The following is a 17,475-nucleotide window of genomic DNA, read 5'->3' on the forward strand; positions in this document are numbered from 1 at the left end:
GGGATGGCACTCGGAAAACAAATTAAGCGGTACCGCGAACTATTGGGCTGGACTCTGGAGTCACTGTCTGAGAAATCGCGCGTCGATGTTGGAACCATCAGCGCAATGGAGAACAGGGACAGCCAGAGGTCAAAGTACGCCGCGCCTTTGGCGAAGGCTCTGGGACTGACGCTAGATCAGCTGCTGGATGAATCGACCACTTACACCCCTAACTTCGGGGGCGGCAATCGAGTTGTATCAGAAGTCGCCCCTCAAACCGGGCAGTCAAAGCCATCAACAATGGCCGAAGCACTGCAAACCATAGAGCAGCTAATTCAACAGATTCAGAGTGAAGTGGCAGCGCAAGGGGCTCGGGTTGGTGGCGTTCACCACATAGAACACGCATGGCCTTTTGGCAGCATCAAGCGGGAGCAGTGGGAGGCGCTAACCCCCCAGCAAAAGACGGCTGTCGAAGGCATCATCCAAAGTATGTTGGCTACTCAGCACAGCACAATTGGCAGCACGGCTGATAAAAGACATGTCACGGGCTAGGCCCAGTGCGCAAATTGTGATGTTTCCCACCAGACCATGCCACCAAGCACCCAAAGGATGCACATACCAAAAGCCAGTGTAAAAAGACGATGGCTGCATAGTGGTAGCATCACCACATGGCCAACGAATATAATCGTAGAGTTATAGACTATTGCATCGAATGGGCTGACGGTGTGCAGGAAGACTTGGATGCCGTCTATGTAGAAAACGAAGACAACGGACTTTTCTTGGATGAACTCTTTGATCTATTGGTAGAAAACGCCAAGGTCAGGGAGGCGCTTACGTGGAGCCGGTTTCAACACATTAACGACCCACGGTTCGACGCCGCCCCAGTGGAATGGTCAAAACAGTGGGGCTACAACCTCTACTATTTGAAAATGTGGCGGCAAGATGGGGTCCTGCTGCCGGTGCGGTTGATCTACGCCGTACACCATGTGGCTCCCAATCCATCTATCTGGATCATGGGATTGATGCACAGGAGTGATGATTATGATGAACACAGTGAATTTGCACAGCGCGTACGCTCTGACTATGACCGTTACGGCATCGCTCGCATTCCCTGTTAATGGGGCACAGCAACCTGTTGTGACCCCCGGTTTTCAGTCCGGGCAAACCGTGACTCAGGTGCTGCCAGAGCTGCGCCCATTGGCCCGCAATCCTGCCAAAACCCAGCGCCCCACCTCACGCCGACGCGCCGAATTGCTGGCCACACCAGCAGGCCAAGAGATGGCGCGTGCAGCACGTGAATCGCTGGGCACGGCGTTGCAAAGTCACGGCTTGGCCTCGCTGGCAGCGTTGCGTTTGCAGTGCGGCCTTTCTCAAAAAGCACTCAGTGAGGCTTGTGGCCTGCCGCAGCCACATCTGTCGAGGCTGGAAAATGGCAAAGTGCCTAACCCAGATGCGGCCACCCTAGAAGCTCTCGCCTTAGGGTTGGGGGTCAGTGTGGACAAGGTGCTCGCAGCCATCCGTCAGGGTGTACAAGCATGACCGGCCCAACCACGACGGCCTTCACACTGTTTTGCGACGACCTGCGTCAAGAAGCAGGTGGCAAGCTCTCTGCAATGGGCATTTATCACGGCGTTATGGGGATTCACGGTACTGAGGTGTTGTTGCCAAAACTTGTGGCGTGGAACGTGCTGATCTTCTCAGGCGTGTGGTCTTCAGACGATGTCCAACTGCAATTGCTGGACGGCGACCAAGTGCTGACCGAGACCCATTTTGTCATGGAGCCGCCACAGGCGGAGTTGTTCAACGAAGTGACCGACGAAGATGGGCACACCATGTTAAACGTACCATTGGAGATGATCCCGTTCATGGCCCGCGCTGGCATGGCTTTGCGGGTTCGCATTACGGCCAATGGCCTAGATTACCAAAGCGAAGTACTTCGGATCGTAGGCCAACCCTCACTTGAAGCGGGACAGTCTGCGTAGACATCACTTACCCCACCAACCAACCGCCTTCGAGGCGGTTTTTTTATGCCCAGCACACTAGCACGGGGGTGCAACAGCAGAAGGGGGTGTTTGTTTTATTAGGGTTTACCCTTGTTTTTATAAAAGTTTTCTACATATGTGGGTATTTATTTTCTACAGTTGTAGAATTACCCATGTCGCAAACCAAAGCGGCATGGGTACCCTGGCATCGACTGGAGGATCGCCCAGCATCTTTAACACTGCTATAGGCCGATGTTGCTTGCTCCCCCAACGCGGGGCATTCGTCCGGCACAGAGAGACCCCAAGGCATGGGCTTGGGTTATCGCCGCCACTCCGGGCGGTTTCCAGTCCGCCCAAGAGCGGTAAACGGGACAGGGAAGGGATTGCGGGCACGTTGAGGACGGACGCAAGAGGATGACACCACGGAGCGAAAAAACGGTGCTGAATGTTGATTCAGCGAATGGCTACCAGATGCCCTGCCCTTGGCAACAGGGGCGAAACCAAAGCGCCTTGGCAACAGGGCTTTTTGGCGATGGTCGTGCAGTGCCCCGTAGGGAAATACAAGGGTGGTGAAAAGCACTGTACGGCCATCACCAAAGATGCGGTGGCTGCGGCGTTGAAGGAAACGCGCTGATGCGATGCAGCAGACGACACCCTCGGGCCATCCCTGATGTAAGCCCGAAATAAGGCTGGGCGCTCGTGAATCATCGCCTTCACCTAGCTGGTATCAAGTCCAGCCAGCCCACCACATCACCTACCAGCCCTACCGAAGCCCCGAAGCAGGCGGCGCTCCAGAGGGGTAAATCTGGGGCAATTCCGGCGTTGAGCTGTCACCGTAACTGCCCGACAGCGATAGCACTGATAGTGATCAGCAAGCAGCCGCTAGGCGCTGTACCGACAATCATTCAAAGGGAAAACAACATGACGAAGCACATGCCAAGGGCACCCCCCTTCAAAGAGAGCACTGCATATTGCAACGTTAGAGCCGCACGATAGATGGCATGGGATCAGAACTGGCTGATGGTTGAGGAGTACCCACCCTCGTGAACCAAGAGACGCCACACGAAACACCACGCGCCGTGCCCCCCGGCTAATGGGGGCAAAGACTTTTCAGAGTCATACGCGAAAGCGCAAGACGGATAGAAATGATAACCCCAGCGCTGGGGCACTGGCAACAACGTAGAGGTCATTCGAGCAGCTCGTTAAAAAGCCCGCTCATGGCGGGCTGGTTCATAGTTTGGTTCACGCTTGGTTCATGGTTCAACGCTTGTGACCACCAATGTAGTGGCTGCCTTTGCCGTGGCTGTTGGTGCCGCCCACCCGGTGGCTGCCCTTGCGATTGGCTGCACCGGCGTCCAGCGCCAGCCCCAGTAGCATCGCCATTGCAGTCAAAACAGAAATCGTCTTTTTCATCAAGTTCTCCTCAGAAGGGTTGTAGTACAGAAAATGTACACCGATAGAAGCTGCTACACCTTCTTGTGTAGGAGCCATTGGTTGTGACCAGGCTGAATCCAAGCACCAAAATAGTGCAAATCAAGCCGACGCAGGGTTATATTGGGCGTCTGCCCCCTGTTCACATCAGCACACCCATGAACCGAACCGCCCGCATCCAACTATTGATTGCTGCCGTCAGCACCATTACCACCTCAGCTGCACTGGCCCACTCTGGGGGCTTAGATCGTTATGGTTGCCATCACAACAGAAAAACAGGCGGCTATCACTGCCACAACAGTCCGTCCCCTGCACCAGCTCCAACGCCTGCACCAGCCCCAACACCTGCACCAGCTCCAACGCCTGCACCAGCTCCAACGCCTGCACCAGCTCCAACGCCTGCACCAGCCCCAACACCTGCACCAGCACCAGCACCAGCACCAGCACCAGCACCAGCACCAGCACCAGCACCAGCACCAGCCCCAGCACCAGCCCCAGCCCCAGCACCAGCACCAGCACCAGCACCAGCACCAGCACCAGCACCAGCACCAGCACCAGCACCAGCACCAGCACCAGCACCAGCACCAGCTCCAGCTCCAGCTCCAGCTCCAGCTCCAGCACCCACACCTGCGCCCGCACCGGCCCCCACCAGTCCGCCCGAAGTTGCCACCAAGCCCGCTACCCCACCCGGCACCTGCACCACGGCCACCGTGGATCGGGTGATTGATGGCGATACCATTTCTGTGCGTACCGAGCAGGGTCTAGAGCGCGTTCGGATCAACCAGATTGATGCCCCTGAGCGCAGCCAAACCTTTGGTGTGGATGCAACCACCTGCTTGACCAACATCCTTGGCAGTGGGATTGTGCAAATGTGCAGCGATGGCAAAGACCGCTACGGTCGCACCATTGCCAGCGTATCCGCCCAAGGGCAGGACGTGGGAGCCGCCATGGTGTTCCAAGGGTGTGCTTGGGCCTATACCAAGTACCTTGAAGCTGGCAGCAGCCTACCCACACTGCAAGCATTCGCCCAAGCCGCAAAGAGTGGGCTGTGGGCCAGCAGCAGCGCACAGGCACCTTGGCAATACCGCGCTGGTGTTGGGCCAGTCACAGCCACGAATGGGCAGCCTGCGGTCAATATCAGCGCACCCACCACGGCGGCAGTCCATGACCGGGTGTTTGATTGGGTTGAACACAAGTTCCCTGAGTTCACTGCGCAGGGTACTGAAACCACCTCGAACAGCGGAGCCTATGGGCGCTGCTATGCCAGTGGCTTGTGTGTGCGTTACCAAAATGGGCGCTTCTTGATTGTGGATCAGAACGGTAATGCGACCGATGCAGGTAGCGCAGCCGATTTGACACCGTTGGCGGCATCCGAAGGATTCTGATCCGTAATTTTCAGAATATTTAAGAGGCACATGGCGTTCATGCCATGATATTAGGCCCATTCGACCAGCCCTTATTGGGTTGGTTTGAGTTTTTAGATTTACCAATTAAAAGTTCTAGCGTTCGTTTTTCTGTTTTTATCTTGGCTTCCAACTTCTTTTGACTTACGTAGTTTTTAGCTTGTCGTTCCCAGTATGCAGCTAGCAAATATGGGTAAATTGTAGATGCAACCGCTGTGCATGATGCCAGCACCATCCAATGCCACACAGACCCAATCAATTGATCAGCGATAGCTGGGAATGATGATATCAAGGCCATTGCACCAGTGAATATTGCCCACTGTGTTGATCTATTGCGGTGCTCATTATTTAATTTGACAAAGGATTTGTATTCGCTTGCAGACATGGAATCTTGGTCTATAGTGTCGTCTAATTTTTCACGCATGGCCCAAACAACTGTTGCACACATCATGCAAAATGGAGATGACAAACCAGAAAGCCAAGAAAATATCTTAGAGCTATCAATATAAATCCATAGCAGCTGGCCGATTGTTAAGCCTATTGCTATAAGGGTGGGTAGAGTTATTTTGCGTGGAACTGCCAACCAATCTATCAGCAGATAGATATCTCGCTTGACGAAATCTTTTCCAGTAGCCATTGCCTCATCCCTTCAAAAACTTCGGATTGACTTAGTTGACCATCATAAGACGACACTGAAATTGAACCCGTAATTTTTAGATCATTGCCTTTAATTTCGGTTCCATCTTTTAGTTTTAAAGATGTTTCAATATACTCATTGTGACGGAGCGCCGCTCCAAGCGTATCCATTAATTCTTGACCTTTGTCAGTTGTACTGCGCTTGTAACCTAATGTCACACTCATTTGTATGTTTGAGTTGTGTAGTTTTTCAAGATTTATCTCTGATGATTTTGATGGGTTTAGTAGGCCTCTCAAAAGACCTAATCCCCAGATGTTTTCCCTAGCCTTGTTTGAGTCTGTATTCTTATCTTCATGCAACTCGTCATCATTATCTTCAGGAAGTAATGACATTTGTTGCATGGTTTTTTCATGATTGACTTCGCCACCAATTGTGATGGAGATGACATTTTTTCCTTTGTTTAATTTCTCTATTATATCCGGTGTTGGTATGTCTATTAGAGAAAAAGTATTGTTTCCTTTTATTACTTCTGCCTCGTGAAGGAACCACTGAAGAAATGATTCTAGTTGATTGGATCTTAGTGCTTGTGATTGCATGAGCACTAAGTGATTTTCAAGAACACCAAAGTACATCATGGACGATAGAAATTCACGTCGTTTTCCACTTTCGGTGGATGGCGCTTTTAGTTTTTCTATAATTACGTCGAGGGCTTCATCATCATCAACCAAGAACAATGGATCAGTTCCTGGAGCATAGGTCATTAAAGCACCAAAGACAAAGCCACCAGATTCGCAGTGCGGCGTGCCTATGATTTGATAGATGGGATTTTCTTTGTCGCCAGAAATGTTTATTCGCCTATCTCCAATAGTTGTCTTCTTGTTGAGGGATTGTTCAATTAATGTCTTAAGTGATTCATTGTCTAGATTTTTATTAAATACGGCTCGTTTGTACACCAAATTTTTCTTGATTGTTTTTGGTTTTATCATTTTTAAATTTAATAATTTATTCAAAGAGGCCGAAATTAACTTTATACAAAATTAATTACAAATCTATTTGCAGATCAGCGAATGCGCCTGGAGCCACTCTTTGAGAGCAGCATCAATCCGTGTTTGCCAGCCTCTGCCAGTGGCCTTAAAAGCTGCCATGACCTCTGGAGAGAGGCGGATGGTGGTCGATTGCTTGGGTGCAGCTTTTACTGTTCCTACAGGTCGTCCCGCTTTGCGCCGTGCAGCAATGTCAGTGGGGGTATGCACACGGGCAAATTCACCATGCTGGGATTGGCCTATAGAACGCATCAGCGCCTCTTCAAATTCCCGTATTTCGGGGTCTGAGTGAGGCTTGAGTTGATCGTCATACATCGTATTTTTCCTTGAGTCGGTTCAACAGTTCAGGGCGGATGTTGTCAAACTTGGCCTTGGCATACACCAGCACCAACACGATTTCGCCACGGGCATTGCGCGTGAAGTAGATCACCCGTGCACCACCACGTTTGCCCATACCGGCACGGCCCCAGCGCACCTTGCGTAGCCCGCTGGTGCCTGGGATCACATCGCCTGCCTCGGGGTTGTCCGCAATCCAGTCGATGAATGCTTCTCGCTCGGTATCGCTCCACACCTGAGCTGCCCAGGCCTTGAATTCTTCGGTTTCGACAACGGTCAACATACGCCTATCGTAACAACAAATAATTAGTACAGCAATTATTTGTTAGTACATCAGCCAGTATTCCACTTTGTGCAACCCGCTCCCCCTTTGCAGAAAAGCAAGACACCGGTTTGGCGTGCTTGCACCCAGACCGGCACCAGAAGCACATAGCAGCCTGTCGAGCAGCAGGGTAGGAGTGTGTGTCAGCGGCAATGCACAGACCCTGTGGCAATACCGGGCGGGCGTTGGGCCTGTCACAGCCATGAATGGACAGCCTACAGTGAACATCAGAACCCTACCACTGCTGCGGTTCATGACCGTATCTTCCACTGGGTAGAACAGAAGTTTCCAGAACATACAGCGTAAGGCACCGCAACCGTCTCCAATGGCACGAACTATGGCCGCTGCTATGCTAGTGGCTTGTGTGCTTTACCAGAATGGGCGCTTCTCTATCACAGACCAGAGCGGCACTGTCACTGATGCGGGTAGTACAGCCGATCTGATGCCATTGGCGGCTTTGGACGGGTTTTAATTTTTATATGGGTTGTCTATGAGTGATTTTGATCAAGAAACAATGACTCAACTGCGGTTAATTTATCAAGATATGAGATGGCTTGCAGATCGTGATCATGTTGGGCCTAAGCGAGCGAGAGCTTGGTATTCTGCTGTTATGAATCGAACTGTTGGTAAGAAAGTCTGTTTTTTTACAGGAAAAGTCTCTGAGAAAGCTGTTCTTCAGAGGAAAAACTTAGTATTTGAACATTTCGAGCGACTCTCTAGCAGTTTGTCTCAATTGCTTGAAAAGCACAAGGAGTCAAATGCTAGTGAGGATGAAGGTTTTAATGATTTTGTTAATTTAATAAAAAAATGTGAGAGAGTTAATATCACAACAAATAAAGAAAATGATGAAATAAAGAAAGCTGAAGGAAATTATGAAAAGGCTGGAGTTGTTTTGATTGATTGGAGTGACATTAAATGTCAAAACGCAATTCGTGCTTTTAAAAAGAAGATAGCAGGAGGAAATATTGCCAATGCAAAAGAATTTCTTTGATTGAGTGGTAATTTCACGCCGTTTAAGCAAAATTTGTTAATTATATTAGATGTCTGTGCTATCTAGCCGCCTGCTTAGGTTGCACTTGATACAGTAAACTGTACCTACGAGAGATAAGTAGGAGCTTTTCTCATCGTTATGTAACGTTGATGTATTCGATTTTGGCGGGGTATATGGATACACTGAAAAACTACGGTCATTTTGAATCAACAATGTGCTTCAAAATAGAAGCTGTAGGCACTTCGCACTATCGAAGTAGAATATCAAAGCTGGCTCAAAATCCAGTGGGAAAGCGGGCGCTGTCTTTCTTTATTGCCTATCTTGTTTTGGATAATAAGAACCCTTATGACTCTAATGCAGTCAAAGTGGTAATTGAAGGAAAAACGGTTGCTCATCTATCCAGAGAGTATGCAAAAACCTATCGGTCATACATCAGTGATTTACCAAAATATGTTGAACACATCTCAGTAGCGGCAGCAATCACCAATGGAATGACAACTCCAGACGGAGGAGAGTATGAGTACACCATTGAACTCGACATTCCTGATAGTCTAAAAATTTACCTCTCTTCTAAGCCACAAGCAGATGAGCCGGTCAGACGGTTTGGATATGCAAATCCACAACCTGATGAAGATGGAAATGTTGAGGTCACAGTATGGATGCCTGTTTCTGATCCTAAGGATTTGCACGAAAGCCTTTCTGTTGAGGAGTGGACGAAAGATTCTTGGGATACTGTCAACTACTATGTTGACAATAGGCAGAGGGCAGGTGTCGGATTCAAAATTTATGAACTTCCAAAACAGGAATACGCCAAGATTTTTGGCAATGGCCCGACCGTGGCAAAGCTAACCTTGGGCAAGAACAGATTTGCTGTGTTACGGATTGAGCCAGTTCGTTAAATTTCTTGCGCCCATCATCAGGTGGTAGCCAAGTTGGAATGCTTGCGCTACACTACCCCCGCCCTGCAAAAAAAGCAGGGCACGGGTTGGGAAGCCCGGTTTCAGAAGGCGCAGCAAGCCGCGCCACTTTTGGGGAGCGGCTTTTTTCATTTTGATGCTGCACGCACGGACACGTTTTATGGTGGGCCGTGTGGGGGCACCGCAAGGTGCGCCGGTACCTTCTGCCGGTCTTCCTACCCTACACGGCCTGCCACCCTCGTTGGGAAGCGAGGTTGTCAGGCTCCTACAACGTCCAGAAGGAGCCATCATGGCTGACACCTCCATCCGCACTGCCCCGCGCAGTCGTACAGAACACGCCGCTATTGCGGTGGCCACCACCAACTTCCGGCCACTGCTGTCATGCGCGCAGATCGAAGCTTACGAAGTCCTCCAGAGCACCACTTGGGAACCCGTGCGGCGCTTGACCATGACGGTGCTTAGCCGCAGCCGCTCCCAGTTGAATGCCGGGCTTTTCCTGCATGGCAGCGCCAGCATGCTGCAACAAACCATTGCCGACGTGCAGGCATGGCAAAAGCAATTGCAGCTCCAAGCCTACATGGCTGATATGGCCTTGGCCCGTCTGCGGGCCATCGACAACGCTACCCCCACGGTCGCGCCCAAGCGCACAGCCGTAGCGGCTTAACCGCCCCACCCTACCCACTTGCCTGACAGTCGCTGCGTGCGGCTGGCTGTGGGTTGCTTCGTCCCATTGTTCTGTTTTGGAGGTCGCCATGACTCAATCTCTTGCCCCCACCACGCTTGATTACAAACTCCACTTGCTCCTTGACGTTTACCAACGCAGGCTAGATGCGTTTAAGCGACTGATTGCTCTTGAAAAAACTATTTCTTGTGGCCTTGACCAATACGCATTGCGCCTAGCAATGATGGCACTCGCTTGTAAAGAAACCGACACGCTGATAGAAATTAAAGATCTCGGCGGCATCCTGTTTGCGTTTGACCGCAACATGGAGCACGAAGGAGTGGCAGCATGACACAGGCTGTTTTCACCCCATGCACTGATGCAGAACTGTTCGAAGCCGAAATCGAACTCAAAAGTGCCAACTTACGCTTGCTGCAAAGCACCGTGCGCGCAAACCTGCCCAGCGGCACCAAGTTCGTGGCCATGGTGCTGTGCGTCCATCACAACGACACCGCTGGCTGCGCTTGGCCCAGCGTAGCCCGCTTAGCCAAGCTATGCGGGATGCACCGCACTACCGTTGAAAAACATCTAGCCACTCTGAAAGAGCTGGGGCTGGTACTGGTGGGCAAAGTGGCTGGTATACGCACGCCAGCCTACGTTTTGCAAGAAAAAAACCTGCAGGCGGTCGCCATAGAAGGCATCACATGGGCCAAAAATATGCTCGGCAGTGCAGACTTTCTCAAGTCATCGCCAGTGCCCCCCACAGTGCCCAATGCTGCAAAACCTGACACAAACACAGAAATCTCTGCACAAGGAACGGAGGGAACGGAGGGAACGGAGGGAACGGAGGAACTGAAAGAACGGGAGGGAACGGAGGCACGCGCCACGCCACCAGCACCTGTGCCAGCTCCAGCACCAGCCACCCTGGCTGCGCCAGAGCCTGCCCCCTCCCCTGCCTTTTTTGCTTCGCAGTCTCAAAAGTCCGAACAGCCAACAGCCCAGCAGGACGACACAGCCGCTTTTGCACAACTGGTTGACCGCATCAACGCACAGCGCGCCAACAACGGCAAACCGCCCCTCACCGTGGCAGACATTGCCCAGCTGCGCGCCGAAGCGGCCAAGTCTGGTATCACTGCCATGCAAGCCGCCCAGTGGATTTTGGAGCGCACAGGCCGGAACTTTTTCAAGGCCGACTACTTTGCACCACCCGCACCGGCCCCAGTCGCGCCCACAGCACAACCGGTACGGCCCCAGCCTGCGCCCGCGCTGACCCCAGAGCAACAAGCCCAGGCTGCGGCCCCAGATGCAGCTACCAAGGCCCAGATTGCCATTCTGTTGGCCCGAAGCCTGCATACAACAACGATGGCGGCCCCGGCAGACCGCATCCCGGCAACAGACGAATTGACGGGCCCCAGCTGGGCAATTGAAAACGTGCGCCGTGCCCGCGCCGGGGTCAATCTCACCCCGCAGGTGATGCGAGACAGTTGCCAAGTTCTACGCATCAACTACCGGGCATTGCACGCTGAAATCAATGTGGCCCGCACAGTGGCCGTCACTGTGTGAGCAGGAGAACACCATGTGTCAAACCGGAATGGAATTTGGACGTATACGGGCGCTTTGTATCGCAGCCCGGCAAGGTGAACACCGTGCATGGACAGAGCTGCGCAATATTGGACAACAGGCTGCCGATCAAGGGGGCGTGCATGCGATGTGCGATTTGTTCTGGCGATTTCACGATGATCAGCTCAAATCATCGGCTGTCAATCCTGCTCAGGAGTTGAGTGCAGCCTGGGAATCAATCCCCGAATGGGCCAACCTGTAAGGAGCCAATATGCACCACCAACTCCCCCGCTGGGCCGTGATTGCATTGGCTCTGCTGGCCGCTGCCATCGGGCTCGCTGCCAGCGCCGTGACCGCTGACTTCTTCGTACTGGGCCTGCAACAGACCGAAGCCGATGCTGCTGCCCGCCAAGCCATGGCTGTTGCGGGCCTGCTGATGATTGCCGCAGAGGTGGCCGCGTTTTTCATCGCCGCCCTGCTGCCGCGTGGCCACAGCCTGCGCCCCTTGCTGCTCACCGCTGGTGCGCTGCTACTGGCATTTGAGTGCGTCACCGTGTTTGCTACCCAGCACGCGCTGGTGCAGGCCGGTACCGCAGCTCAAGCTGGGCAACTGGCCCGCATTGAGCACCTGCGCACTAGCATCGCCCAAGCCCAAGCCAACGCCGCCAGTTTGAGCGCAACAGCCCAAGAGCAGGTGGGTAGCCGGTTCATTGGCCAGCGCCAAGATGGTGCCCAGACCCTGCGCACAGCCCAAGAGTTGCAGCAGCAGGCTGACACCCAAGCGCAAGAGCTGGCGGGCTTGCTGGCCAGCCAACGCCCCACGCTGGCCGACACCTTCGGCCAGACGGGCATGCTGGTCTACACCGTGGCGCGTGCTGTGCTGATCTGTGTGATGGGACTGGTGATGTGTGCCGCTGCTGGAGCCCTGCTGCGCGCTGCCTGCTGTGGCGTGCCGGTGCCAGTGGTGCCAAAGGCAACCATGCCCACCGTGCCCGTGCCACCAGCCAGTGCCAAGTGGCGCAGTGTGACCGTGCCCGCCATCAGCATGGCCGTGGCCCCCATGACATGGGCCGTGCCAGCTGTCACCGTGCCCACTGTGCCAGCGCCGGGGCCACGCTATGCCGCTGCCCGTGCCGCCGTACTCGATGGAAACCTGAGTGTGCCGAGCGTGCGGGCCATTCAAACCTTGGTGGGGGGCAACACCAGCGCAGCCCGCACTATTCAGGCCTGTCTGGTGGCCGAAGGCCTGATTGAACGCTGCGGCCAAGGCTACCGGCTGGCCAGCGGAAAGCAGGGAGTGTTGATCTAACGCACAAAGGTAAGCAGCAGCTGCAAGCTGTCCGCTTGAGTGACTTGTTAGACCATTACTGCACAATAGCAATACGATGGTCAAAGCTGCTATGCCGCCCAGATGGGTAAGGACGCTTCCCCGGGAATGTTGTCTCAAGAACTTTTAGACCAACTATTTCATGAAGGTCAAAACGACGCCAATCTGGAAGATTGCCACGACTGCTATGACCACCTGTTTGATAACAAAGAACCTGCTTAATTCCGTTAGTTATCCCGAGCACATGGGGTTCTGCAACTCGGTGCCTGCCTTGATATCTGAATTCGATAAATTTCTTCTGATTTATTGCATGAGCAATTAATTCTTCCATGGCATTCCCTTATGAGGCCTAACGATTAAGCTAACGGGAAGACAAAAGCGTAGCTTTGGGCTGTCCAGCGAATGAAGTGAGCGATAGTTGAGCGCATTGTTAGGCACTAAGATACGCAGTGGGATTTTGATTAGACCAACCTCTGCTGCCAGGGCGGCCTGGAGTACCTGAGTATCCTGGGCGGCCTGGCGTGCCGGCGAATCCGGGCATACCGGGTGTGCCAGAAAGACCCGGTACGCTGGGTAAGCCAGTTGTGCGGTTTCGGCTGAATGCCAATGCTGAGTTGGTGGAGTCAAATATGACTCCATGATCAAACCAGCCAATATGATCACCTTTTAATGAGTAGACATTATCGCCGCTTAGCCAGGCGATAACTTTTCCGTGTCGATCACGAATCTTTGTATCGTCCCAGATTACGCAAGGCTTGCCGTACCTATCAAACATCCATTCAGCCATGATTTTTCTCCTTGGTGCCTAACGTGCAGTTTGAGGGGCGCGGAAACAGGCGGCAAAGCCGGCTGTTGGAGCGTCCCTCTCGAAGCGTTTTTTGGGCATTATTAACGAATTATTCCGGACTGAAGTCCCCAAGGCGAAGCACACATGCAATTCCACCCAACTGGCCCAACCCACTTACAAGAGTTGACCTGAGTCACACAAACATCCCCATTTTGCTGGGAAGGAAAAGGCGTGTATGGTTGTGGTTGGTATTGTGGTGTAATCATGGGTGACCCTGGCGCAGCCACTGTGCCACTACGTATTTTGTTCCAAAGAATATCTGTTACTTGGTTCGCTTTAGCCTCAGCAGCAACTTCAAAATCATGAACATCATGCACGTCAAAACGACCTTTCTTAACCACATCCAGACCAGCTTTTAGAACGTACTCCGCCAAATAGGTACGTTTCCCCCTATTTTGGCACTGCACGGTATGTTCAAGTTCATGCAATACGTGATGTAATTCGCTTCTGTCTTGCCACAAATTGCCATGTCTGACGAAAAAAATCCGATCACAGTAAGAAACGGACATTCCTGAGCCTGTGTTTATATCATCGGCAAAGGTTATGCGACTCAAATCAACGCTAAAATATTGTTGCGCAAGCGCAACAAATTCTGGAGAAAACGAATGGGTTCTTCCTTCAGATTGGCGATATAGTCCGTCAATATACGCTTGCACTGGAAGTACTAATGGAGCTGAAACAATTTCGCTGGCACATTGAGGTATATTACCTAAGCATGCTTGAATTGCTTCAGGTGTTTTTCCAAGTTCTCTTGCAATGTTGTTCACCGCCCTCTTGGATTCTTCTCCAATCTGACCTATAGTGCCGCTAATTTTTGGCAAGCATTTGCAATCCTTTATCTCCTGTGCGCACCCACCAAATGGCCTTGGGATTATGCATGCCTGGTAACACTTCTCATACTCATTAATCCCACATGAATATGCGAATGTTGGTGCTATTAATCCCGCGAGCAATATTAAATATTTCATCGGCTTCTCCATTCAAGGTGCTTAATGACATGCCCAACGAACCAAGGTAAGCGGCGGCTGAAAGCTGTCCGCTTGAGCGAAAAGTTAGAACCCAAGCCCACACACCAGCCACGCAAAGCCAGCAGAATGGGCGTAGAACAAACACCACCGTGAGCAAGTGCTAACGTTTAACATAATCAAACTGCCAGACGTCACTGGAGTGTGCCATCGAGCGACTTATGGGAAGCCATCAGATCGTGAATTCGAGCTTCAAGGATATCGTCTTGAGCACGAATGGCCTCCAAACGCTCAAGGAGAAAGTCCTCTCGAACTACCTCAATAACCGTCGTTTTCCGACTGTCGCCGTCATGCCAATTGAACTCCAAGCGTGCAAGTGGAGCTTCCTGCAAGAGGATGGCACCCTCTGGGGAGAACTTCGCCGTTAGCAGTTGGCCGCTGACTACCAGCATAGGATGCCAAACAAAAAGTCGCCAATACTTTCCAGTCTCGTTTTCTGTCCATTCTTCAAAATCGGCAACTTGGTCTTCCGTGTACTCCGCGGCCTTGAGAAGCGATGAGTAAATATCGTCAGGATGACTGGCCATTAATTCGTCTTTGCCGCTCTTCTTGCTCAGGGCACAGAACTGCGAGAAGAGGTTGTTCCAATCCGCTCCCTTCTCATCATAGATGTGAATTTCATGAAGGAACGGACACGGGTTAGGACTCGTACCAAACTTTACGTAGCTCTCGAAGTCTGCGTTTGGAGACGACGGCCGCTCCGTGAGAAGAACTATCGGGAAGCGGTTATTGACAGCCTCAATCACGAAGGTCGTCTTAACACAAACGCCTCGGCGAAATGATCGTAAGGCGCTCTCGGCCGTCAAGTCGATCTCTCGCGCCTTGCCTGTACGAGGATCCTTGTGAGACACATTGGGTTCGACAAAGAAGTCAGCAGCGGTGAGGATGCGAACGAGCCGGGACTCCATAAGGTAGCCCGATCGTTCGAGAGCGTCGCGTACAGCGTCGAGTGGAACTGGTGGTTCTGCGTGCATGGGTGTGTTTGATGCTTAACGAACCAAAAAGGCTGGAAGTCGTCCGCTTGAGCGAAAGATTAGAACCCAAGCCCACAAACCAGCCACCTAAAGCCAGCAGCATAGCCGGAAAAGCGAACCTGCACCAGCGCCAATACGAAGCCAAAGAATACTGATCGGCAAGCCAAAAACAAAGTTTACTTTTGAACACTAGCGGCAGAAAAACCCGGATTTTGACAGCCGTGGAATCAGCACTACCGTAGGAAAAATGCTAACGCCCAAGATAAGCCGCCCGCCTGCGGGTCGGCTTGAGCGAAACGTTAGAACCAAATTCAAATGGCAACACTTGAACAAATGGCAGAAAAACTAAGGGCGGCCAACCCAAGCAATGATGCCATGAACACGCGCTTCATAGCAAACATACTATGGCCGGATGCCTGCTGGTTGAAAACACCAATATACCGGCACAACGGTGGGCCAAAGAAAGGCCAGTGGGTTGCCGCCGGAGCTGCTGCACGAATGGAAAAACGTGGACTGCTGCGTCATTCAACTGTGGAACGCGGATGCTGGCATTGGACACACTCTAACGAACCAAGGTAAGCGGCGGCTGGAAGCCGTCCGCTTGAGCGGAACGTTAGAACATAATTTTTAAGGATGAAGTCATGGCGAAGAAGCCGATGGTTAATTTAACTGACGATCAAATCGATACTATTACAAGTTATGCCGATGGCGCAGATAGAGTGATGCGGGAGCTTGGAATTGATCGTTCAGTCCTCAACGAATCACTCCTAAATCACAACGTAGAGCGATGCGGAAATCCGCGCTGCGCTTGGTACACCGACAGCTTCAGTTTGCTAGATGTTGGCGAAGATGAGCCGGACGGTTTTTGCGACAACTGCCGTCGATACGACAAGCCATCTAACGAACTAAGGTAAGCGGCAGCTGAAAGCTGTCCGCTTGAGCGCAGAGTTAGACCTGCGCCGACATGCCAGCCGCTAAATACCAATAGGATAGCCAAAAAACTAAAATTACACCAGCACTAAAAGGGAACCGAAAAATCGGTTATACCAATCAAAAGTAAAACCTACTTTGAAATTACCGGCGACAGAAAAAACAAACTTTTACAGCATTGGAACGAGCACTGCTGTGAGACACGACTAACGAACCAAGGTAAGCGGCGGCTGGAAGCCGTCCGCTTGAGCGCCGAGTTAGAACACACGCCCATGCACCAACTACCAGAGTCATTAGCGGAATGAGCGGTAATCAACAGCGACACCTTTTGAGGATTTTTCTGCACGTATGATGCGAGCGAACTCATGGTATTGTATTTCTAAGTTGCTGTCAGACAACCAATTCAGTCGAAGCTCTGGCCCATGTGCCTTGCCTTCGGGAGCCTTGCCATAATCGCTATTCGCAGCGAAAAAGCTTTTGGGTAGTGCGTCTTTCTCCGAAATTTTCTTATTCCCTGGAACAATCGCCACTTGGCTATTGAAATCAGTGGTAGCACCACAATCGATCTGAAATACGACAGCTTTAATTTTTCCACTTGGTGATGCTGCTTGATCAATTACAGTTGTTGCACACATGCCAGAAAAATAGTAATCGAGCCATACGATACAGCCACCAATCGTGACAATTGCAACAGTTAACAGTCCTGAAATAACATTTTTCCAAGTCGCCATATCAATACCGCTAACGAACCAAGGTAAGCGGCGGCTGGAAGCCGTCCGCTTGAGCGACAAGTTAGAACCAACGCCCACACACCTGCTACCCAAAGCCAGCAGCATAACCGGAAAACCAAACCTGCACCAGTGCTTATACGAAACCAAAGAACACTGACTGGCAAGCCAAACGCAAAACCTACTTTTGAACGCCAGTGACAGAAAACCTTGGATTTTGGCAGCCTTGGAATGAGCACCAGCGCGGGCGAAATGCTAACGAACCAAGGTAAGCGGCGGCTGGAAGCTGTCCGCTTGAGCGCCGAGTTAGAACCCAAGCCCACACACCAGCCACCCAAAGCCAGCAGCATAGTCGGAAAAACGAACCTGTGCCAGTGCCGCC

General features: G+C 51.9%; 24 protein-coding genes and 2 pseudogenes. 14 read left to right on the forward strand and 12 right to left on the reverse strand.

Annotated elements, in window-relative coordinates; all coding sequences use genetic code 11:
* Window positions 1-3 precede the first annotated feature (3 nt).
* The 4 genes from ACFO6X_RS06410 (at window position 4) to ACFO6X_RS06425 (ending at window position 1,961) form a co-directional block, all read left to right on the forward strand.
* Window positions 4-531 carry a helix-turn-helix domain-containing protein gene (locus ACFO6X_RS06410; RefSeq protein ID WP_382431204.1) on the forward strand — a complete coding sequence of 176 codons (528 nt, stop codon included), beginning with the start codon at window positions 4-6 and terminating at the stop codon, window positions 529-531.
* 116 nt (window positions 532-647) lie between these two features.
* The gene (locus ACFO6X_RS06415; RefSeq protein WP_382431206.1) at window positions 648-1,097 is read left to right on the forward strand and encodes a hypothetical protein; all 450 of its coding nucleotides are present in this window, start codon (window positions 648-650) and stop codon (window positions 1,095-1,097) included.
* A 19-nt stretch (window positions 1,098-1,116) separates the two neighbouring features.
* Window positions 1,117-1,518 carry a helix-turn-helix domain-containing protein gene (locus tag ACFO6X_RS06420; protein WP_382431208.1) on the forward strand — a complete coding sequence of 134 codons (402 nt, stop codon included), beginning with the start codon at window positions 1,117-1,119 and terminating at the stop codon, window positions 1,516-1,518.
* Window positions 1,515-1,961, forward strand: a complete 447-nt coding sequence (locus ACFO6X_RS06425; protein WP_382431210.1) for a hypothetical protein — start codon at window positions 1,515-1,517, stop codon at window positions 1,959-1,961. Before ACFO6X_RS06420 ends, ACFO6X_RS06425 begins: the two co-directional genes overlap by 4 nt.
* A 1,260-nt stretch (window positions 1,962-3,221) precedes the next feature.
* Here ACFO6X_RS06425 and ACFO6X_RS06430 read toward each other — a convergent pair.
* Complete coding sequence (locus tag ACFO6X_RS06430; protein ID WP_382431212.1) at window positions 3,222-3,374, reverse strand: hypothetical protein; 153 nt, start codon at window positions 3,372-3,374, stop codon at window positions 3,222-3,224.
* 176 nt (window positions 3,375-3,550) lie between these two features.
* On the opposite strand from ACFO6X_RS06430, the pseudogene ACFO6X_RS06435 reads away from it, so the two are divergent.
* Both ACFO6X_RS06435 and ACFO6X_RS06440 read left to right on the forward strand, forming a co-directional pair.
* Window positions 3,551-3,655: pseudogene (locus ACFO6X_RS06435) on the forward strand (hypothetical protein); the annotation flags it as partial.
* 447 nt (window positions 3,656-4,102) lie between these two features.
* Complete coding sequence (locus ACFO6X_RS06440; RefSeq protein ID WP_382431262.1) at window positions 4,103-4,777, forward strand: thermonuclease family protein; 675 nt, start codon at window positions 4,103-4,105, stop codon at window positions 4,775-4,777.
* A 37-nt stretch (window positions 4,778-4,814) separates the two neighbouring features.
* Here the strand turns inward: ACFO6X_RS06440 and ACFO6X_RS06445 are convergent, their stop codons facing one another.
* The 4 genes from ACFO6X_RS06445 to ACFO6X_RS06460 all read right to left on the reverse strand — a co-directional run bounded on the left by ACFO6X_RS06445 (window position 4,815) and on the right by ACFO6X_RS06460 (window position 7,094).
* Window positions 4,815-5,432, reverse strand: a complete 618-nt coding sequence (locus ACFO6X_RS06445) for a hypothetical protein (protein ID WP_382431214.1) — start codon at window positions 5,430-5,432, stop codon at window positions 4,815-4,817.
* Complete coding sequence (locus ACFO6X_RS06450; protein WP_382431216.1) at window positions 5,387-6,418, reverse strand: hypothetical protein; 1,032 nt, start codon at window positions 6,416-6,418, stop codon at window positions 5,387-5,389. The genes ACFO6X_RS06445 and ACFO6X_RS06450 overlap by 46 nt, the downstream gene beginning before the upstream one ends.
* A gap of 63 nt (window positions 6,419-6,481) precedes the next feature.
* Window positions 6,482-6,790 (reverse strand): BrnA antitoxin family protein, encoded by a 309-nt coding sequence (locus ACFO6X_RS06455; protein ID WP_382431218.1) that lies wholly within the window; start codon window positions 6,788-6,790, stop codon window positions 6,482-6,484.
* On the reverse strand, window positions 6,783-7,094 hold the full coding sequence (locus ACFO6X_RS06460) for a transcriptional regulator (protein ID WP_382431220.1): 312 nt from the start codon (window positions 7,092-7,094) through the stop codon (window positions 6,783-6,785). Before ACFO6X_RS06460 ends, ACFO6X_RS06455 begins: the two co-directional genes overlap by 8 nt.
* Before the next feature lie 529 nt (window positions 7,095-7,623).
* On the opposite strand from ACFO6X_RS06460, the gene ACFO6X_RS06465 reads away from it, so the two are divergent.
* The gene (locus ACFO6X_RS06465; protein WP_382431222.1) at window positions 7,624-8,124 is read left to right on the forward strand and encodes a hypothetical protein; all 501 of its coding nucleotides are present in this window, start codon (window positions 7,624-7,626) and stop codon (window positions 8,122-8,124) included.
* A gap of 173 nt (window positions 8,125-8,297) precedes the next feature.
* Entirely contained in the window at window positions 8,298-9,023 is a 726-nt protein-coding gene (locus ACFO6X_RS06470; RefSeq protein WP_382431224.1) for a hypothetical protein, read from the forward strand.
* Here ACFO6X_RS06470 and ACFO6X_RS06475 read toward each other — a convergent pair.
* Entirely contained in the window at window positions 9,000-9,173 is a 174-nt protein-coding gene (locus ACFO6X_RS06475) for a hypothetical protein (RefSeq protein WP_382431226.1), read from the reverse strand. The genes ACFO6X_RS06470 and ACFO6X_RS06475 overlap by 24 nt on opposite strands.
* 157 nt (window positions 9,174-9,330) lie before the next feature.
* On the opposite strand from ACFO6X_RS06475, the gene ACFO6X_RS06480 reads away from it, so the two are divergent.
* The 5 genes from ACFO6X_RS06480 (at window position 9,331) to ACFO6X_RS06500 (ending at window position 12,571) form a co-directional block, all read left to right on the forward strand.
* Window positions 9,331-9,705, forward strand: coding sequence for a hypothetical protein (locus tag ACFO6X_RS06480; protein ID WP_382431228.1), 375 nt, complete (start codon window positions 9,331-9,333; stop codon window positions 9,703-9,705).
* An 88-nt stretch (window positions 9,706-9,793) separates the two neighbouring features.
* A complete protein-coding gene (locus ACFO6X_RS06485; protein ID WP_382431230.1) occupies window positions 9,794-10,054 on the forward strand; it encodes a hypothetical protein in 261 nt (86 codons plus the stop codon).
* Window positions 10,051-11,265 carry a helix-turn-helix domain-containing protein gene (locus ACFO6X_RS06490; RefSeq protein WP_382431232.1) on the forward strand — a complete coding sequence of 405 codons (1,215 nt, stop codon included), beginning with the start codon at window positions 10,051-10,053 and terminating at the stop codon, window positions 11,263-11,265. Before ACFO6X_RS06485 ends, ACFO6X_RS06490 begins: the two co-directional genes overlap by 4 nt.
* A gap of 13 nt (window positions 11,266-11,278) precedes the next feature.
* A complete protein-coding gene (locus tag ACFO6X_RS06495; protein ID WP_382431234.1) occupies window positions 11,279-11,524 on the forward strand; it encodes a hypothetical protein in 246 nt (81 codons plus the stop codon).
* Between the two features lie 9 nt (window positions 11,525-11,533).
* Window positions 11,534-12,571: a hypothetical protein gene (locus tag ACFO6X_RS06500; RefSeq protein ID WP_382431236.1), complete on the forward strand. Its 1,038-nt coding sequence runs from the start codon at window positions 11,534-11,536 to the stop codon at window positions 12,569-12,571.
* A gap of 55 nt (window positions 12,572-12,626) precedes the next feature.
* On the opposite strand, the gene ACFO6X_RS06505 is transcribed toward ACFO6X_RS06500, so the two are convergent.
* The 5 genes and pseudogenes from ACFO6X_RS06505 to ACFO6X_RS06525 all read right to left on the reverse strand — a co-directional run.
* Complete coding sequence (locus ACFO6X_RS06505) at window positions 12,627-12,920, reverse strand: hypothetical protein (protein WP_382431238.1); 294 nt, start codon at window positions 12,918-12,920, stop codon at window positions 12,627-12,629.
* Window positions 12,921-13,019: 99 nt separating this feature from the next.
* Entirely contained in the window at window positions 13,020-13,376 is a 357-nt protein-coding gene (locus ACFO6X_RS06510; protein ID WP_382431240.1) for a collagen-like triple helix repeat-containing protein, read from the reverse strand.
* Window positions 13,377-13,477: 101 nt separating this feature from the next.
* Window positions 13,478-14,257, reverse strand: a complete 780-nt coding sequence (locus ACFO6X_RS06515) for a hypothetical protein (RefSeq protein WP_382431242.1) — start codon at window positions 14,255-14,257, stop codon at window positions 13,478-13,480.
* Window positions 14,258-14,595: 338 nt separating this feature from the next.
* Complete coding sequence (locus ACFO6X_RS06520) at window positions 14,596-15,369, reverse strand: hypothetical protein (RefSeq protein ID WP_382431244.1); 774 nt, start codon at window positions 15,367-15,369, stop codon at window positions 14,596-14,598.
* Window positions 15,370-15,685: 316 nt separating this feature from the next.
* Window positions 15,686-15,811: pseudogene (locus ACFO6X_RS06525) on the reverse strand (DUF1010 domain-containing protein); the annotation flags it as partial.
* A 265-nt stretch (window positions 15,812-16,076) separates the two neighbouring features.
* On the opposite strand from ACFO6X_RS06525, the gene ACFO6X_RS06530 reads away from it, so the two are divergent.
* The gene (locus tag ACFO6X_RS06530) at window positions 16,077-16,349 is read left to right on the forward strand and encodes a hypothetical protein (RefSeq protein ID WP_382431246.1); all 273 of its coding nucleotides are present in this window, start codon (window positions 16,077-16,079) and stop codon (window positions 16,347-16,349) included.
* A 309-nt stretch (window positions 16,350-16,658) separates the two neighbouring features.
* Here ACFO6X_RS06530 and ACFO6X_RS06535 read toward each other — a convergent pair whose 3' ends face one another.
* The gene (locus ACFO6X_RS06535; protein WP_382431248.1) at window positions 16,659-17,201 is read right to left on the reverse strand and encodes a hypothetical protein; all 543 of its coding nucleotides are present in this window, start codon (window positions 17,199-17,201) and stop codon (window positions 16,659-16,661) included.
* Window positions 17,202-17,475 lie beyond the last annotated feature (274 nt).

This window comes from Giesbergeria sinuosa, assembly GCF_042652905.1.
Taxonomy (GTDB): Bacteria; Pseudomonadota; Gammaproteobacteria; order Burkholderiales; family Burkholderiaceae_C; genus Simplicispira; species Simplicispira sinuosa.

Excerpts from the sequence above, each read along its gene's own strand:
- ACFO6X_RS06410 (WP_382431204.1), top strand. The coding sequence starts at position 4 with ATGGCACTCGGAAAACAAATTAAGCGGTACCGCGAACTATTGGGCTGG.
- ACFO6X_RS06415 (WP_382431206.1), top strand. The coding sequence starts at position 648 with ATGGCCAACGAATATAATCGTAGAGTTATAGACTATTGCATCGAATGG.
- ACFO6X_RS06425 (WP_382431210.1), top strand. The coding sequence starts at position 1,515 with ATGACCGGCCCAACCACGACGGCCTTCACACTGTTTTGCGACGACCTG.
- ACFO6X_RS06430 (WP_382431212.1), bottom strand. The coding sequence starts at position 3,374 with ATGAAAAAGACGATTTCTGTTTTGACTGCAATGGCGATGCTACTGGGG.
- ACFO6X_RS06445 (WP_382431214.1), bottom strand. The coding sequence starts at position 5,432 with ATGGCTACTGGAAAAGATTTCGTCAAGCGAGATATCTATCTGCTGATA.
- ACFO6X_RS06450 (WP_382431216.1), bottom strand. The coding sequence starts at position 6,418 with ATGATAAAACCAAAAACAATCAAGAAAAATTTGGTGTACAAACGAGCC.
- ACFO6X_RS06455 (WP_382431218.1), bottom strand. The coding sequence starts at position 6,790 with ATGTATGACGATCAACTCAAGCCTCACTCAGACCCCGAAATACGGGAA.
- ACFO6X_RS06460 (WP_382431220.1), bottom strand. The coding sequence starts at position 7,094 with ATGTTGACCGTTGTCGAAACCGAAGAATTCAAGGCCTGGGCAGCTCAG.
- ACFO6X_RS06465 (WP_382431222.1), top strand. The coding sequence starts at position 7,624 with ATGAGTGATTTTGATCAAGAAACAATGACTCAACTGCGGTTAATTTAT.
- ACFO6X_RS06470 (WP_382431224.1), top strand. The coding sequence starts at position 8,298 with ATGGATACACTGAAAAACTACGGTCATTTTGAATCAACAATGTGCTTC.
- ACFO6X_RS06475 (WP_382431226.1), bottom strand. The coding sequence starts at position 9,173 with ATGAAAAAAGCCGCTCCCCAAAAGTGGCGCGGCTTGCTGCGCCTTCTG.
- ACFO6X_RS06480 (WP_382431228.1), top strand. The coding sequence starts at position 9,331 with ATGGCTGACACCTCCATCCGCACTGCCCCGCGCAGTCGTACAGAACAC.
- ACFO6X_RS06485 (WP_382431230.1), top strand. The coding sequence starts at position 9,794 with ATGACTCAATCTCTTGCCCCCACCACGCTTGATTACAAACTCCACTTG.
- ACFO6X_RS06490 (WP_382431232.1), top strand. The coding sequence starts at position 10,051 with ATGACACAGGCTGTTTTCACCCCATGCACTGATGCAGAACTGTTCGAA.
- ACFO6X_RS06495 (WP_382431234.1), top strand. The coding sequence starts at position 11,279 with ATGTGTCAAACCGGAATGGAATTTGGACGTATACGGGCGCTTTGTATC.
- ACFO6X_RS06500 (WP_382431236.1), top strand. The coding sequence starts at position 11,534 with ATGCACCACCAACTCCCCCGCTGGGCCGTGATTGCATTGGCTCTGCTG.
- ACFO6X_RS06505 (WP_382431238.1), bottom strand. The coding sequence starts at position 12,920 with ATGGAAGAATTAATTGCTCATGCAATAAATCAGAAGAAATTTATCGAA.
- ACFO6X_RS06510 (WP_382431240.1), bottom strand. The coding sequence starts at position 13,376 with ATGGCTGAATGGATGTTTGATAGGTACGGCAAGCCTTGCGTAATCTGG.
- ACFO6X_RS06520 (WP_382431244.1), bottom strand. The coding sequence starts at position 15,369 with ATGGAGTCCCGGCTCGTTCGCATCCTCACCGCTGCTGACTTCTTTGTC.
- ACFO6X_RS06530 (WP_382431246.1), top strand. The coding sequence starts at position 16,077 with ATGGCGAAGAAGCCGATGGTTAATTTAACTGACGATCAAATCGATACT.
- ACFO6X_RS06535 (WP_382431248.1), bottom strand. The coding sequence starts at position 17,201 with ATGCTGCTGGCTTTGGGTAGCAGGTGTGTGGGCGTTGGTTCTAACTTG.